The following is a 13,122-nucleotide window of genomic DNA, read 5'->3' on the forward strand; positions in this document are numbered from 1 at the left end:
GGATGAATGCTCCAGCCCTCGCCGAACGCCTCGGCATCTCACGCAACAACATCTACGCCGCAATTCAGACCGAACAGGCCGGAACCATCTCCCTGAACCAGTTGGAAAAGATCGCCGAGGCCATGGGGGGCCGCCTCGTCTATGCGATCATCCCGCGCGAGGGACCGGTGGAAGAGATCGTACTGGCCCAAGCCCGTTCCAAAGCGCGGCGCATCATCCAGCGCACGCGAGCCCACATGGCGTTGGAAGAACAGACCGAGGGGTTGCGCAGCGAGGCCCAGATGGTCGAGGAACTGGCTGCGGACATCATTCGCGAAGAGCGGCGGGATTTCTGGCAATGACCCTCGAGCTTCACGAACCCGCCGGAGCGACCCCACTGACACCGGACGAATTGCTTGGCCTCAAGGCCAAGCACATCGCGACGCGCGGCGAGTTGAACGAACTCGAAGGCGAGAACATCATCGCGGGTCTGACCTGGCTCGACCGTCGCTCGAAAAGCTTCGACCTTCTGACTGATGCTGCCGTCCGTGAAATCCACAAGCGGCTCTTCGGCGAAATCTGGGATTGGGCGGGAGTCTTTCGACTCACAGAGAAGAACATCGGGGTGCCGGTCTGGCACATCTCGACCGAGTTGCGGACCTGTCTCGACGATGCCCGGTATTGGCGCGATCAAAAGACCTTTGACGCGCTGGAAGCCACGGCGCGGCTGCACCACCGGCTGGTCTGGATCCACCCCTTCGCAAATGGCAACGGTCGTTGGGCCCGCATCATGGCCGACGCCTATCTGGCGAGGATCGATCCGAAGGTCTTCCTCGACTGGTCTGGGGAGGGGACACTCAACGCCGAAAGTGAGCACCGCACGGCCTACATCGCGGCCCTCAGGGCGGCAGACCAACATGATTTCGATCCTTTGGTGGCGTTGGTGAAGTCACTCGCAAGATAGCCGTCTGCTGCCGAGCCATGAAAGAAACGCATGGGAAGATTCCACCAGGAAATCGCGTTGACCCTGCCAGTCCGGCCCGCTTAACTCGCCCGCAAGTATAGGAAGGGGTATCTCATGACACCGCAGGAATTCATCGCCAAATGGCACGCGGTCGAGTTGAAAGAACGCTCCGCCTCGCAGCACCATTTCATCGACCTTTGCCGCCTCTTGGGAATAAAGGACCCAATCAGCGATGACCCCAAGGGCGACTTTTTTGCCTTCGAGAAGGGCGCATCCAAGACCTCAGGCGGCGAAGGCTGGGCCGACGTCTGGCGCAAGAACTGCTTCGCCTGGGAGTATAAAGGCAAGGCCAAAGACCTCGACAAAGCCTTTTCGCAACTTCAGCAATATGCCATCGCGCTGGAGAACCCGCCGCTCCTGATCGTGTCCGACATGGACCGAATCCGCATTCACACCAACTGGACGAACACAGTCCAGCAGGTACATCACATTACGCTCGACGACCTCCTAGACGCCAGCAAACGCGACCTCCTTCGTGCCTGCTTCACCGATCCCGAGAAGCTTAAGCCCAGCAAGACCCGCCAGCTCCTGACCGAAGAGGCTGCGCAGCGCTTCGCCACGTTGGCCCAACGCCTGCGGATCCGGGGCCACGCGCCCGACGCGGTCGCACATTTCGTCAACCGGCTGATCTTCTGCATGTTCGCCGAGGACGTCGGCCTTCTGCCCGACAAGCTCTTCGAACAAATGCTCGATGCAAGCAGGATCGACCCTGCCGAATTCGAGCCGAACTCTCGCGCTCTGTTCGAAGCCATGCGCAAGGGCGGCCGGATCGACTTCAAGAAAATCGAATGGTTCAACGGCGGCCTTTTCGACACCGATGGCACCCTGCCGCTGGAGAAAGCCGACATACTTGACCTGATCGAGGCTTCGAAGCTCGACTGGTCCGACATCGATCCTTCGATCCTCGGCACCCTCTTCGAACGTGGCCTCGACCCCGACAAGCGCAGCCAGCTCGGTGCCCATTACACTGACCGCGACAAGATCATGATGATCGTCCGCCCCGTCATCGTCGAACCTCTGCTGGCCGAATGGGCTGCGGTCAAAGCGCAGATCGCGGCGGAGCTGGTCAAGGCCGCCGCCTCCACGGGTGCCACCAAGACAAAGGCTACGAACGAAGCCAACAGACTGCGTGTCGCTTTTATGGAGCGCCTGACTGCCTTCCGCGTGCTGGACCCGGCCTGTGGTTCGGGTAATTTTCTGTATCTGGCGTTGTTGGAGCTGAAGAATCTCGAGCACCGGGTGAACCTGGAATCCGAGGCCTTGGGCTTGCCCCGCGAATTCCCCCGCATCGGCCCCGAGGCCGTGTTGGGCATTGAACTCAACCCCTATGCGGCCGAACTCGCTCGGGTCTCTGTCTGGATCGGCGAGATCCAGTGGATGCGCCGCAACGGTTTTGAAGCCGCCCGCAACCCGGTTCTGCGCAGCCTGAACACGATCGAGAACCGCGACGCTGTCCTCGCCCTGGATGGTAGCCGGGCTGAGTGGCCGAAAGCTGACGTAGTCGTGGGCAACCCGCCTTTCTTGGGCGGCAAGAAACTCCTCGCGGAGCTTGGACCCGACTACGTCGCAAAGCTGCGAACGGCCTATTCGGACGACCTGTCGAACTTTGCTGATCTCGTGTGCTTCTGGTTCGTCAAAGCGTGGGGCCAGATCAAGGACGGCAACCTTCACCGCGCGGGGCTTGTCACAACGAATTCCATACGGGGCGGCGCGAACAGAGAGGCATTGAAACCGATTGTCGATGGCGGCCGGATCTTCACGGCCTGGAGCGATGAAGACTGGACTTTAGATGGCGCCGCCGTTCGGGTCTCGATGGTATGCTTCGACCGCGCGGCTGGGACCGAGGCCCGCCTCGACAACAAGACGGTCCCGCGCATCTTTTCCGACCTGACAGGATCGTCGGCGGACACAACAGCCGCCGTACGGTTGACCGAAAATGCCGGCCGGTCCTTCGTTGGCATCCAGAAGACTGGCGATTTCAACATCCCGGGCGAACTGGCCCGGCAGATGTTGACGGCCCCGACCAATCCGAACGGGCGGAAGAATTCGCAAGTCCTCGCGCCCTATTGGAACGGCATCGACCTGACCCGCCGCCAGCAGGATATCTGGCTTATCGACTTTCCGCTGACTTTGTCCGAAGCCGATGCCGCTCTCTTTGAGATGCCCTTCGCGCACCTTGCCGCCAACGTCCGCCCTGTGCGTGCGACAAACAGCATTGCTTGGCTGCGCGACAACTGGTGGCTTTTGTGGCGTGCGCGCCCTGACATGCGCGCCGCCGTTGCGAGCTTCGAGCGCTTTATTGTGACCCCGGAGGTGTCGAAATACCGGGTCTTCGCCTGGATGCCAAAACCCCGCCTGCCGGACAAAAACCTGACCGTCATCGCCCGCGATGACGACACGACCTTCGGCATCCTGCATTCCAAGTTTCACGAACTCTGGGCGCTGCGGATGGGCACTTTCCTTGGGGTGGGCAACGATCCTCGCTACACCCCCTCCACCACCTTCGAGACCTTCCCGTTCCCCGGGGGATTGACCCCGAACATCCCAGCGACCGATTACGCCACTGATCCGCACGCCCAAAAGATCGCCGCCGCCGCCGCCCGACTGAACGAGCTCCGTGAGAACTGGCTGAACCCCGCCGACCAGGTGATCCGCGTCCCCGAGGTCGTGCCGGGTTACCCCGACCGTATCCTCCCGAAGGACGAGGCCGCCGCCAAGGTACTGAAGCTGCGCACCCTGACCAACCTTTACAACCAACGTCCTACCTGGCTGCAGAACGCCCACGCCGCCCTCGATGAGGCCGTGGCCGAAGCTTACGGCTGGGGCGACGACTGGCGCGCGGGCAAGTTGACCGAAGACGAAATCCTCGCCCGCCTCTTCAAGCTGAACCAGGAGCGGGCCAAGCCATGAAGATCAGCGAATACCAACGCGGTTATCAGGATGCTGCCCGCCAGTTGATCACTTGGCTGCACGAAGAGGCAGCAACGATGAACGATCCCCACGCCCGGCGACTGTTGGACGGGGCGGCGTTCTTGCTCGGCGTCAAAAGCAATTCGCCCGAGGTCAAGCGCGCGGTGGAACTCAGGGGTCTGCATGGCAGCCCAAAGACGACTTGAAGGGTAAGGCGGTATCCCATGGAGGCCAATCTCAGGTCCACACCCGCAGAGCGCACCTCGGCCAAGGTGCTCGAACGGATTTTCCACAGCGAACTGAATGCCTTCATGGCACATCTGGATCAAGCGCCGGTGACGCTGGAACAGGACATGCGCGCCGGGGTGGTGGCTTTTATCGCGACCTTCGCTTCCGAAATCCTTGGACAGTCGAGCATCGCCCTCTTCAATGAGGCCATGCATGAACTCTGGGACCGCCCGACCTTTTTTCGGGGCGACTACTGGTGGAAAGTGGCCTTCTTGTCCGCCGGTCACAGCAATCTGTTTGGCAACCGCGACGCGATAGACGTGGTGGAAAGAAACATCGGGACTGGGAACAGGAATATCCGGAATTTCCTGTACGCCCCTTTAGGCCTGGCGCTGGACCATCTTCATCCTTCGGGTGGCGCTTTCGACGACGGGATGATGCAGAACTTCCGCAGCCGCCACATGGGAAATGACGAAGGAATTGCCATACTAGTTGCCTCGAAACTGACCGCAGAGGAAAAGCTTGGCACGCTGGAGCGGTGGAAACGCGAAGCCTCGGGCAGCGATGTCGAATATCTCGACAACACAATCAGAATGCGGGGCTGCCGACACACATTGCTAACGGAATATGCCGGGATCGCACTTCACCTCGCCGAAGTGGCGTTGGCGTTGCCTCAGGCGACTTGGGACGATCCGCAAATGAACCTTCTGGACGGTACACTGTCCTTGCAAGAGGTGATGGGGCGGATCCGGGCCCATCCGTTGTTTTCGACCTATGTCTCAATGTAATGGCGACTTTCTTGGGACAAAGGCGGAATAACCATGACGCTCTATTCGGAGGCGCGCACCACGGCACAGCGCTGATCGCGCGATTTGACGTTGCGAAAGCCGACAAAGTCAGGCTGATCAACCAACAGGCTTAATCGAGTAGTGCGGGGTCCCATCCCAAACAAGGTCCCACGATGCTCCAGGGCGGACGTTCTGGATGGCGCGTGGCTCGAAGCAGACGAGACAATTCCCTCCGGGAGCCAGTGCTCGAACCGAAGGGTAGATGAGGCCACGAGATCCCGACCGGCGAAGATGCTGGGCGAGGCTTTGTCCTTCAGGATATCCGACATCCGGATCGGCATAAAGCGCAGGGTGACCCGGATCATCGGTCATGTCGTCAAAAACCCCGATGAAATCCGCCAACAGTTCCACATAGCGGGCGCTGTCGGCAAAGCAGCCCGTAAAGCCGAGTTCTCGCGTCCGATGCCACGCCACCTCGCTGACAGAAACCATCACGTCCCAGGCGCAATACCAGGCGCCGCGCTCCTCGGTGTTGAACCGGTTGCCGCCCGTCCGCGTGTAAGTGAAGGCCGCGTTGACGTGACTGTCGCCATAAATGCGCAAATCCCGGCTGCGGCGTTGCCAAGCAAGCTCCCGGGGATCCAGATGCGGGTTGCGGCCACGCTCTGCGAGAAGGCGGCCGCTGGTCAAGCCCTCGATCTCGGCCAAGATTTCCATTTCGTCATCGGTATCGACAAGGCCCCGCAGTGAGGGCGGCTTGTGGTAGGTAGCGGGCAGCAGACGCACGAGGCCGCGGTCAGAAATCTCAGTCTGCTTCATACCCCACCGCGCAAGGCATCAAGATAGGTCCGCACCGCAAGGATCTGCGGCAAGCCGCCTTCGATCGCGGTGTCGATCGGTCGGCCGCCCCCGAAGAGCGGCCCGGTATTGGGTCGGGTGAACCAGCCTCTGGCAAGCGGCTCGGAGAAATAGAGCTCGAGCGACTTGTAGATGCCGATCACGGCGCTTAATCGGAAGAGCTGGTCCTTGGTCAGATCTCCGGCGAAGTCCGGCTTCTTGGCACGCTTCCACGTCGTCTCCGACATGTCGGCAAGTGCCGCCGCTTCCTTCAGACTGAGGCCCCAGGCATCGGCAACACGGGCATAGGCCTTCAACGCGACAAGGTTGATCTGTGCGGGTTCCCCAATTTTCTCTGCGATCTGCATATCGTCCTCCATCAACGTCAATTTAGTCCATATGGCCCCAAAGTAAAGATCAAATGAACCCACCGTGTTTCTCATTTCTCACCCGAACCGCCGCCCGGCGTCGGTGAAGGTGTATTCGTTGACGATGATCCCCTCATCGACCACCTCGTCCGAGGTGAGGTGGTCATATTCGGCCTCGAGCTGCCGATAGAACCAGCAGGCAAGATTGCGTAGCGCTTCAACGACGGTCTCTTCACTTCCTTCAGTCGGCGCCTGCCCGGTCGGACTTTCGCGCGTGACGTCGATGGTCATGCAGTATTCGTGATAGTAGCGCCCACGATGGCTCACATCGGCACTGAGCTGATAGAAATTCTGCCGCTGAGCGCCCTGCAGGTGATCGGCAATGCCGTGCAGGGTCACGTCCTTCGGGGCATAGGAGCGGATTTCGCGCGCGGAGGCTGTGGCATGGCGGACCGTGGCTTCGAACGATGCGCCGTCGCCCTGGGAGGAGAACCCTGAGAACCAGATGCAGGGTCTCCGGCGGCTGCCACCGCCCAGCAGCAGAACGGGCCGGGTCTTAAGGCTGACCCCGAGGATGTCGCAGACGCGCTCAAAATCGTCATAGACCGCATCCCACCAATCGTCGGTGACGGCGGCCTCGCGATACCAGCTGCGGGCCTTCTCCTTGGCGGCATCAGAAAGTTCCGGGAACTGATAAGCCGTGGTGCAGATAACCTTAGGCATCGAAGTCCTCCCCACGCAGCGCGGCCTCAAGCCATTCATGGGTGCTGGTCCAGCCGATGGATTTCCGTGCACCGAGATCAATGACATGCGCGCTACCGCCGAAGGCGTCCAATCGGGGCCTGGAACAGGTGTAAGCGACTTCGAAACCCCAGAGGCCAGTCAGGTCGATCTCATCCGCAAGGCGCAGCACGAAGCGGGTGACGCCTTCGATATCGCCTTCCCCATCAACGTCATGGAACCAGAGGATCGAACTTTCGGGTCCGTCCTGCTGCGACATGGCGAAGCCCGAGTATTCTGGATCGTCGGCGCCTTCCTCGTCGAGATGCAGGCGGGTCAAGAAATCAAGCGCCGCGATAGCTTTTTCGGGCGAGCCTACGTCGAGGGCGCAGGAAAAGTGGGTGAAATAGTCGGCCATGGTGCCTCCAGAAATGAGAAGTCCCGGCCAAAAGGCCGGGCTGATTGGAACATGCGGGTCGAGAAACGCCGATCATGCGCAGTCGGCGTGCGCCGGGGCCTGAGCCTCTGCATGAGCCTGCGATAGCTCGCGGTAGTAGCGTTTGCGCGCAGCGCGCCAGCTGCGGACGGCCAGCGTGTCGGGATGAAGGCGAGAGATGGCAATGCGCAGCATCGCGAGCGGCGTGATTCCTGGTGAGACGCCAAGATCCAGGTAGGCCCGGCTCATGTCAGGGGACCTCCAAGACCAGTGGCGCTGCATGAGGGTCGACAAGCGCTTCGATCTTTTCAGTGCGGCCCATCCAGGGTTCTGGCCGGATCGCTTTGACCCAATCCGTGAAGCTCGGAATGAAGCCAAGATCCTCGCGGACATGCTGCTCGCCCACCCATCGGGTCGGAATGATCCTGCCGGTCGACAGCGTGATCGTCGGCCCGAAGACGGTCTCGGAAAGCCAAATTCCCGCCGAATGATGAAACATGGCTCTGTGGCGAAAGTCCGCAGAATGGGCTTTCGAGCTGTCATTTATGTGGACAGCATGCCAGCGGCGGCGTTTTGCCCTATGCTGGGCGGCATAACCCCGGAATCTCTTGAGGCGCTGATGTTCAAACTGACAAGTTCCGCTAATGGCGGCACAATTCTGGTGACAGATTTGGACGGCAACCCAGTCGAGCCGATCTGTCGTTTTGCCGCCTACTTGCTGGCGAAGGCATATTCGCCCAACACCGCCCTCGCCTATGCGCGCGACCTCATTCATCTTTGGACCTTTCTCTCAACCCAAGGAATTCATTGGACCTCCTTCTCCCCTGAACTCTCATCCGCCTTCCTGGGGCACCTTCGATCGGTGCCCGCCAACCGCAAGCGCCGGGACACTTCGATCAGACTTGTGGTGAGTGAGGGGTCGCCCGTTGCACAGGGACTGTCGGCCGCCACGATCAATCGCACCCTTGTGGCGGTCGACGCCTTCTATCGTTGGGCGATTTTCACCGGAGCATTCAGCGGGGCAAACCCGATCGTGAAGAAGCAAGATCAAACATCCTGGCGGGTGAGCGACAGGCATAGACCGTTTCTGACTGGGATTTCACGGCAGAGGTCTGAGGTCAGAGAATTGCGCCTGAAGACCATGCAGCGGCTTCCAAGACCGATGAGTCAGCAACAGGTCGAAGGCTTATTGGCCGCCACGCGCAATCTCCGAGATCGCAGCTTGGTTTTGCTGATGCTGAATGGAGGCCTGCGCCCCGGAGAAGTTCTCGGGTTGCACCTGGCCGATATTGGCTACGGGCGCAGACGCATCTTCGTGCGCTGCCGCGATGATCATCCAAAGGGCGCGCGATCAAAGTCCCGCGTCGAGCGCGTAGTCGATTTGCATGATGGCGAGACACTGGAAACCTTGAACACATACGTCATGCACGAACGGCCGGGTGATGCTGCCGTTCCTTTCGTGTTCCTGGTCGGCGGTACAGGCGTAAACCGCCAAGAACCGCTGTCCTATTCTGCGCTGGCGCGACTTTTCGCTCGCGCATGTGAACGCGCAGAGATCCGTGAGCCGTGGATGACCCCGCACGCCCTTCGCCACACCCATGCGACGCGCATGTGGGAGGCAGGGATGCGAGAACTGACACTACAGAAGCGATTGGGTCATGCCTCGCCGGAATCGACCAGAATATACACAAGGGTTTCCGACGCCGTAGTGGTCGCCGAGTATCGACACGCCTTGGGGCTGGACCGTCCTTCGCAAACAGCGGACGGAGAGCCTCTGTGACCCATGTATCGCCAAAATCGGAAGTCGACCGGCCGCTCATATTTGAGCACGCAGACGAAGCTGACTATGCGGCATTTCTGGCGCGCATCCCTATGGATGACAGTTTTCGTCGCAAGCGGCTGCTGTACCGATCCATGTTCGTTGAAAGCTGGCCCGACATCAGAGACTGGTTCGCCGCACCTCTCCCCATCAGGATTGGCTGCCTGAGCGGCGACAAGCAGGCACATCCGACTTACCCGATCAGCTTTCGGGCACGTAGTTACCTTTACTACGCCGCGATGACTGACAGAATCCGGCTGGACTACGATTTTCTGTTCGCTGTCAGGAACATGCGGGTGGCTGAGACGATGGCACCGCTGAACGCTTATGTTGGACTCGACGAACTGGTCGCCGAAAGTGAGAAGGTCGGCTATTCCGCCAGCGGGATGCGAGGGTCGCTCCATGTCATCTTGCCACGCCTAGCGATGCACACCGGTATCCGATCGTTTAGCGACCTCCGCCAAGACCATCTCGACGAGATGATTGCCGGTGTCGACGCCTTTGCGGCGCGGAATGACACTCACCTATTCCGGAATGAGGAAGAAGACTTTCCGGCAGGTTTTCAACGTGGGTGGCGGGTTCAAACCCGGCGTCTGCAGCTACTGCTCTTCCATAACGGCAACGATGTTGCCCGCCCACAGATTATTCAGGACAAACGCAAAGCGATCCCATCGTCGAGGCCCGACTTGCAGGAGTGGGCGGAACGCTGGATCGCCAGGAAGCGGCTCAGTCTTGCCAGCCCGACGGTAGATCACATGGCCGTTTCGATGCGGCATTTTGTGACCTACTTGTCGACGCGGCAACCCAGCATTTTGAACTTCTCCGATGTCTCACCAGAGCTTTTCAACGATTACCTTCGCCACCTGCAATTCGACATTGCACCACGTACCGGCGCACCGCTGTCCATAAACGCGCGTCGCGCCAGAGCCGGCACAGTTGCAAAATTTCTGTCTGATGGTGCAGCATGGGACTGGCCCAATTTTCCAAACCGCCCCCTTCTTGATCCGAACGACTTGCCAAAGCTCGCACATCGCGTGCCGAGGTTCATTCCCGATGATCAGTTGTCACGCCTGATGGCGCAGCTTCCGAAGCTTGAATGCGCATATCAGCGAACAGCGCTGCTGATCGCACGCTGGTCGGGAGCGCGCCGGGGTGAAGTGGTCCGGCTGCGCCTAGACTGCTTGGATCAGTATCCCGACGGGACATATCGCTTGCGGATCCCGGCGGGGAAGACCATGCGGGAACGCCTCGTGCCGTTGCATGACGACGCGGCCACTGCATTGCGCGACGTGATCAAAAGCCGCATCGAAGCCAACGACCGCCCAATCCGGGATGAAAAGACCGGCGAATTGGTCCGATACGTCTTCTTTCGCCGCAGCGGGCGGATGTCGGCAGACTATTTGCTGCAATATCCCCTCAATCGGATGTGCGGCCTCGCTGGCCTTGTCGATCAAGATGGAAAGCCGACAGTTACCGCCCATCGATTTCGGCATACGGTGGGCACGCAACTCGCTGAACGGGGTGCCAAGCTTCACACGATCATGAGCGTCTTGGGGCATCAGACGCCACACATGTCCATGGTTTACGCACGGATCAGCGATGCCGAAGTTCTACGTGACTATCGCAGCGTACTTGGCCCTGGTGAGATGATCGCTGGTCTCGGTGCCGAAGCGATCCGCGCGGGAAAATTATCGTGCTCGGCAATCGACTGGCTGAAAACGAACTTTATCAAGACAGAACTGGAACTTGGCCACTGTCTCCGCCTGCCTTCTGAGGGGCCATGCGAATGTGACCTCTATCTCAGCTGCGCAAAATTCGTGACCAGCAAGGCCTACGCTGGCAGGCTTCGAGAACGACGGAAACTCGAACTGGCACTTGCGACAGATGCCAGAGAACGGGGCTGGCAGCGCGAAATCGAACGGCACAACGGTATTGCGACGCGCATAGAGCGGCTATTGGTGGATCTGGATGAACCGACTGAATCGTGAGTTCCGCAGCGTCTCAGCGATAGACCACAGGAACCTCCCCGCCGTCCGCACCGCCAGCGCTTTGATCCGCGCGGAGCGGACGGCGGGGCCCCTCCTATTGACTATCGCTACCCGACAGGTCGAGAAAAGCCTTGCCTGTCCAGATAACATCTAACCATGCGTGGATGGCCTGGTAGTCTTCCACGGTGCCGCCCCATTTTTTCACCGAAGACAGGGCGTGGTGGTAAGGATGTGCCATCGCCGCCCCCTCAGAAATCATGGGTGAAGAGTTCGGACGACGTGAACCGTTCGTTGAACTCGAGGTGGATGCAGCGGGCAGAGGCGTCGAAACAGAACTCGCCATAAGCGCCGTCGTTGTTCTCCCAGCCGCCATGGGTGTCGGCGAGCAAATCGTAGGCAAGCTGCTCGACGACATCGGCAAGCGACAGTTGCCGCATCTCGGCCACCGCGTTGTCCCAGGTGATCGCGGCATAGGGGATTTCGACGGCGGGGAACTCCACAGCGGCATCACCCGTCCAAGCGGAGATGCTTTCGATCTGGCCACTGTCACCCTCGCCATCAAAGGTCACGGTGACATGGGTGATGCCAGCGGTGGACAGCGCATCAAACAGGCGCTCCTTGTTGGCAGGGCGCAGTTCGGCCTCGCGGTCGGCCTGCTTTAGATGGGCCGCAAACACCGACGCGAAGTCGACCACGGACGGCGGCATCGGCGCCGGGAGGTGGGTTCAGCTTGTGTCATGGAATTCTCCGGAAATGGGGGAAGGGTCGGAGCCAGCCGGGCGATCTCTTTCACCCGGCAAAGCTCGCAAGACCCCCCTGCCCTCCTCTGTCTCTGGGACGTCACGCCGCGATCTGCAGCGCCCGCGCGGCGAAGGCGCGCCACAGTGGATCGACGAGGCGAGCATCAAGAAGATCGGCGTGGTGACGCAGGCGCTGCACCAGATCGGTCTCTCTCCAGTCCGCTGCGCGGCCGGCCTGCGCGCGTAGCTGGCTCGCCTCACTGACGACGGCACGCGCTTCGGCAGCGCTCATCACTGGATGGCACCACGCGACGGCGCCATCACAGGCCGCACCTGCGAGAACCAGACGGTCATCTCGGTCGAGGATCGCCAGAAGCTGCGGGGCCGCATCCGGCGCGAACGCTTCGGCATGGCGAATTGCCCCGCGCATGGCCTCGGCCAATGTCGGGAAACGATCAAGGACAGCGGGGGCGTTCTCGCCGGACATCGAACCAGCGAGGGTCTGGCGCGACAGCGTCAACGCAAAGGGGAGGCTCGGATCCGGCACAGCATTCTGCAGGCCATGCGTGAAGCCATGGGTGCGCGAAGTCGGCTGAACCGGGAGAGAGAGGTCGAACATGGGATGATCTCCGACGGCGCGGGAAGCCGCTCTCCCCGCCTCGACCGTCAAAGACCAAACTGCCGCCCTCTTCCTCGAAGGGGCGGCAGGGATAGGTCCGAGGTGGGTCAGATCTTGCCCAGACCCCGCAAGCTCAGCTCGGTCCCTGCGCCGACGATGATGTGATCGTGCAGCGTCAGGCCGAGATACTTGCAGCCTTTCTGGATCTCCTTGGTCATGCTGAGATCGGCTTCCGACGGAGTCGGGTCGCCTGACGGGTGATTGTGGATCAGGATCAGGGCGCTGGCATTCAGCATCAGCGCCTGTTTGATCACCTCACGCGGGTAGACCGGAACATGGTCGACCGTGCCGACCGACATGAGCGCGTCTTCGATGACGCGGTTCTTGCGGTCGAGATAGAGGACGTGGAACTGCTCGACCGGTCCGCGAACGGCCACGGCGCAATAGTCCAGAACTGCCTGCCAACTGCCCAAGACGGGGTTCTGGCTGAGGTAGCGGCCCAGGATTTCGCGGGCCTCAAGGATGACGGTTTCTTCTTGGGGGGTCATGGGGGTCTCGCTGAATTGCGCACATCGAAGCACCCTGCCCTCTCGGGCGGGGCCAGTGGCGTACTGCTGGAAAGAAGGAAAGCGCGACCGTCGCGGATGCAGACGGTCGCTGTGTCGG

At 60.5% G+C, this 13,122-nt stretch carries 15 protein-coding genes and 2 pseudogenes; 7 read left to right on the top strand and 10 right to left on the bottom strand.

Annotated elements, in window-relative coordinates:
* From AC1Y2B_RS22265 to AC1Y2B_RS22285, 5 genes are all read left to right on the top strand, one after another.
* A partial coding sequence (locus tag AC1Y2B_RS22265; RefSeq protein WP_482255327.1) for a helix-turn-helix domain-containing protein occupies nt 1-341 on the top strand: 341 nt, incomplete at its 5' end.
* The gene (locus tag AC1Y2B_RS22270; RefSeq protein WP_482255328.1) at nt 338-943 is read left to right on the top strand and encodes a mobile mystery protein B; all 606 of its coding nucleotides are present in this window, start codon (nt 338-340) and stop codon (nt 941-943) included. The genes AC1Y2B_RS22265 and AC1Y2B_RS22270, both read left to right, overlap by 4 nt.
* Before the next feature lie 114 nt (nt 944-1,057).
* Nucleotides 1,058-3,913, top strand: coding sequence for a class I SAM-dependent DNA methyltransferase (locus AC1Y2B_RS22275; RefSeq protein WP_482255329.1), 2,856 nt, complete (start codon nt 1,058-1,060; stop codon nt 3,911-3,913).
* Complete coding sequence (locus tag AC1Y2B_RS22280; protein WP_482255330.1) at nt 3,910-4,119, top strand: hypothetical protein; 210 nt, start codon at nt 3,910-3,912, stop codon at nt 4,117-4,119. The genes AC1Y2B_RS22275 and AC1Y2B_RS22280 overlap by 4 nt, the downstream gene beginning before the upstream one ends.
* A gap of 18 nt (nt 4,120-4,137) precedes the next feature.
* Nucleotides 4,138-4,929, top strand: coding sequence for a hypothetical protein (locus AC1Y2B_RS22285; protein WP_482255331.1), 792 nt, complete (start codon nt 4,138-4,140; stop codon nt 4,927-4,929).
* A 117-nt stretch (nt 4,930-5,046) separates the two neighbouring features.
* On the opposite strand, the gene AC1Y2B_RS22290 is transcribed toward AC1Y2B_RS22285, so the two are convergent.
* The 6 genes and pseudogenes from AC1Y2B_RS22290 to AC1Y2B_RS22315 form a co-directional block, all read right to left on the bottom strand.
* Nucleotides 5,047-5,748, bottom strand: coding sequence for an RES family NAD+ phosphorylase (locus tag AC1Y2B_RS22290; RefSeq protein ID WP_482255332.1), 702 nt, complete (start codon nt 5,746-5,748; stop codon nt 5,047-5,049).
* Nucleotides 5,745-6,146, bottom strand: a complete 402-nt coding sequence (locus tag AC1Y2B_RS22295; RefSeq protein WP_482255340.1) for an MbcA/ParS/Xre antitoxin family protein — start codon at nt 6,144-6,146, stop codon at nt 5,745-5,747. The genes AC1Y2B_RS22290 and AC1Y2B_RS22295 overlap by 4 nt, the downstream gene beginning before the upstream one ends.
* A gap of 66 nt (nt 6,147-6,212) precedes the next feature.
* Entirely contained in the window at nt 6,213-6,857 is a 645-nt protein-coding gene (locus AC1Y2B_RS22300; protein WP_482255333.1) for an antitoxin of toxin-antitoxin stability system, read from the bottom strand.
* Nucleotides 6,850-7,272, bottom strand: a complete 423-nt coding sequence (locus AC1Y2B_RS22305; RefSeq protein WP_482255334.1) for a hypothetical protein — start codon at nt 7,270-7,272, stop codon at nt 6,850-6,852. The genes AC1Y2B_RS22300 and AC1Y2B_RS22305 overlap by 8 nt, the downstream gene beginning before the upstream one ends.
* Before the next feature lie 72 nt (nt 7,273-7,344).
* Nucleotides 7,345-7,539, bottom strand: a complete 195-nt coding sequence (locus tag AC1Y2B_RS22310; RefSeq protein ID WP_482255335.1) for a hypothetical protein — start codon at nt 7,537-7,539, stop codon at nt 7,345-7,347.
* A 1-nt stretch (nt 7,540) separates the two neighbouring features.
* A pseudogene (locus tag AC1Y2B_RS22315) lies at nt 7,541-7,831 on the bottom strand (DUF6915 family protein); the annotation flags it as partial.
* A gap of 78 nt (nt 7,832-7,909) precedes the next feature.
* Here AC1Y2B_RS22315 and AC1Y2B_RS22320 point away from each other — a divergent pair.
* Both AC1Y2B_RS22320 and AC1Y2B_RS22325 read left to right on the top strand, forming a co-directional pair.
* A complete protein-coding gene (locus AC1Y2B_RS22320; protein ID WP_482255336.1) occupies nt 7,910-9,070 on the top strand; it encodes a tyrosine-type recombinase/integrase in 1,161 nt (386 codons plus the stop codon).
* Complete coding sequence (locus AC1Y2B_RS22325) at nt 9,067-11,097, top strand: tyrosine-type recombinase/integrase (RefSeq protein WP_482255337.1); 2,031 nt, start codon at nt 9,067-9,069, stop codon at nt 11,095-11,097. Before AC1Y2B_RS22320 ends, AC1Y2B_RS22325 begins: the two co-directional genes overlap by 4 nt.
* 148 nt (nt 11,098-11,245) lie before the next feature.
* Here the strand turns inward: AC1Y2B_RS22325 and AC1Y2B_RS22330 are convergent.
* From AC1Y2B_RS22330 to AC1Y2B_RS22345, 4 genes and pseudogenes are all read right to left on the bottom strand, one after another.
* Nucleotides 11,246-11,335: pseudogene (locus AC1Y2B_RS22330) on the bottom strand (DUF6915 family protein); the annotation flags it as partial.
* A gap of 10 nt (nt 11,336-11,345) precedes the next feature.
* Nucleotides 11,346-11,792: a DUF6878 family protein gene (locus AC1Y2B_RS22335; protein WP_482255338.1), complete on the bottom strand. Its 447-nt coding sequence runs from the start codon at nt 11,790-11,792 to the stop codon at nt 11,346-11,348.
* Between the two features lie 145 nt (nt 11,793-11,937).
* Nucleotides 11,938-12,456 carry a DNA repair protein RadC gene (locus AC1Y2B_RS22340; protein ID WP_482255339.1) on the bottom strand — a complete coding sequence of 173 codons (519 nt, stop codon included), beginning with the start codon at nt 12,454-12,456 and terminating at the stop codon, nt 11,938-11,940.
* 107 nt (nt 12,457-12,563) lie between these two features.
* Nucleotides 12,564-13,004: a JAB domain-containing protein gene (locus tag AC1Y2B_RS22345; protein WP_463071618.1), complete on the bottom strand. Its 441-nt coding sequence runs from the start codon at nt 13,002-13,004 to the stop codon at nt 12,564-12,566.
* Nucleotides 13,005-13,122: the final 118 nt, after the last annotated feature.

The sequence above is a fragment of the Stagnihabitans sp. genome (genome assembly GCF_964946895.1).

Bases quoted from the DNA above. Each gene is read 5' to 3' on its own strand.
- AC1Y2B_RS22270 (WP_482255328.1), top strand. From the start codon at position 338: ATGACCCTCGAGCTTCACGAACCCGCCGGAGCGACCCCACTGACACCG.
- AC1Y2B_RS22275 (WP_482255329.1), top strand. From the start codon at position 1,058: ATGACACCGCAGGAATTCATCGCCAAATGGCACGCGGTCGAGTTGAAA.
- AC1Y2B_RS22280 (WP_482255330.1), top strand. From the start codon at position 3,910: ATGAAGATCAGCGAATACCAACGCGGTTATCAGGATGCTGCCCGCCAG.
- AC1Y2B_RS22285 (WP_482255331.1), top strand. From the start codon at position 4,138: ATGGAGGCCAATCTCAGGTCCACACCCGCAGAGCGCACCTCGGCCAAG.
- AC1Y2B_RS22290 (WP_482255332.1), bottom strand. From the start codon at position 5,748: ATGAAGCAGACTGAGATTTCTGACCGCGGCCTCGTGCGTCTGCTGCCC.
- AC1Y2B_RS22295 (WP_482255340.1), bottom strand. From the start codon at position 6,146: ATGGAGGACGATATGCAGATCGCAGAGAAAATTGGGGAACCCGCACAG.
- AC1Y2B_RS22300 (WP_482255333.1), bottom strand. From the start codon at position 6,857: ATGCCTAAGGTTATCTGCACCACGGCTTATCAGTTCCCGGAACTTTCT.
- AC1Y2B_RS22305 (WP_482255334.1), bottom strand. From the start codon at position 7,272: ATGGCCGACTATTTCACCCACTTTTCCTGCGCCCTCGACGTAGGCTCG.
- AC1Y2B_RS22310 (WP_482255335.1), bottom strand. From the start codon at position 7,539: ATGAGCCGGGCCTACCTGGATCTTGGCGTCTCACCAGGAATCACGCCG.
- AC1Y2B_RS22320 (WP_482255336.1), top strand. From the start codon at position 7,910: ATGTTCAAACTGACAAGTTCCGCTAATGGCGGCACAATTCTGGTGACA.
- AC1Y2B_RS22340 (WP_482255339.1), bottom strand. From the start codon at position 12,456: ATGTTCGACCTCTCTCTCCCGGTTCAGCCGACTTCGCGCACCCATGGC.
- AC1Y2B_RS22345 (WP_463071618.1), bottom strand. From the start codon at position 13,004: ATGACCCCCCAAGAAGAAACCGTCATCCTTGAGGCCCGCGAAATCCTG.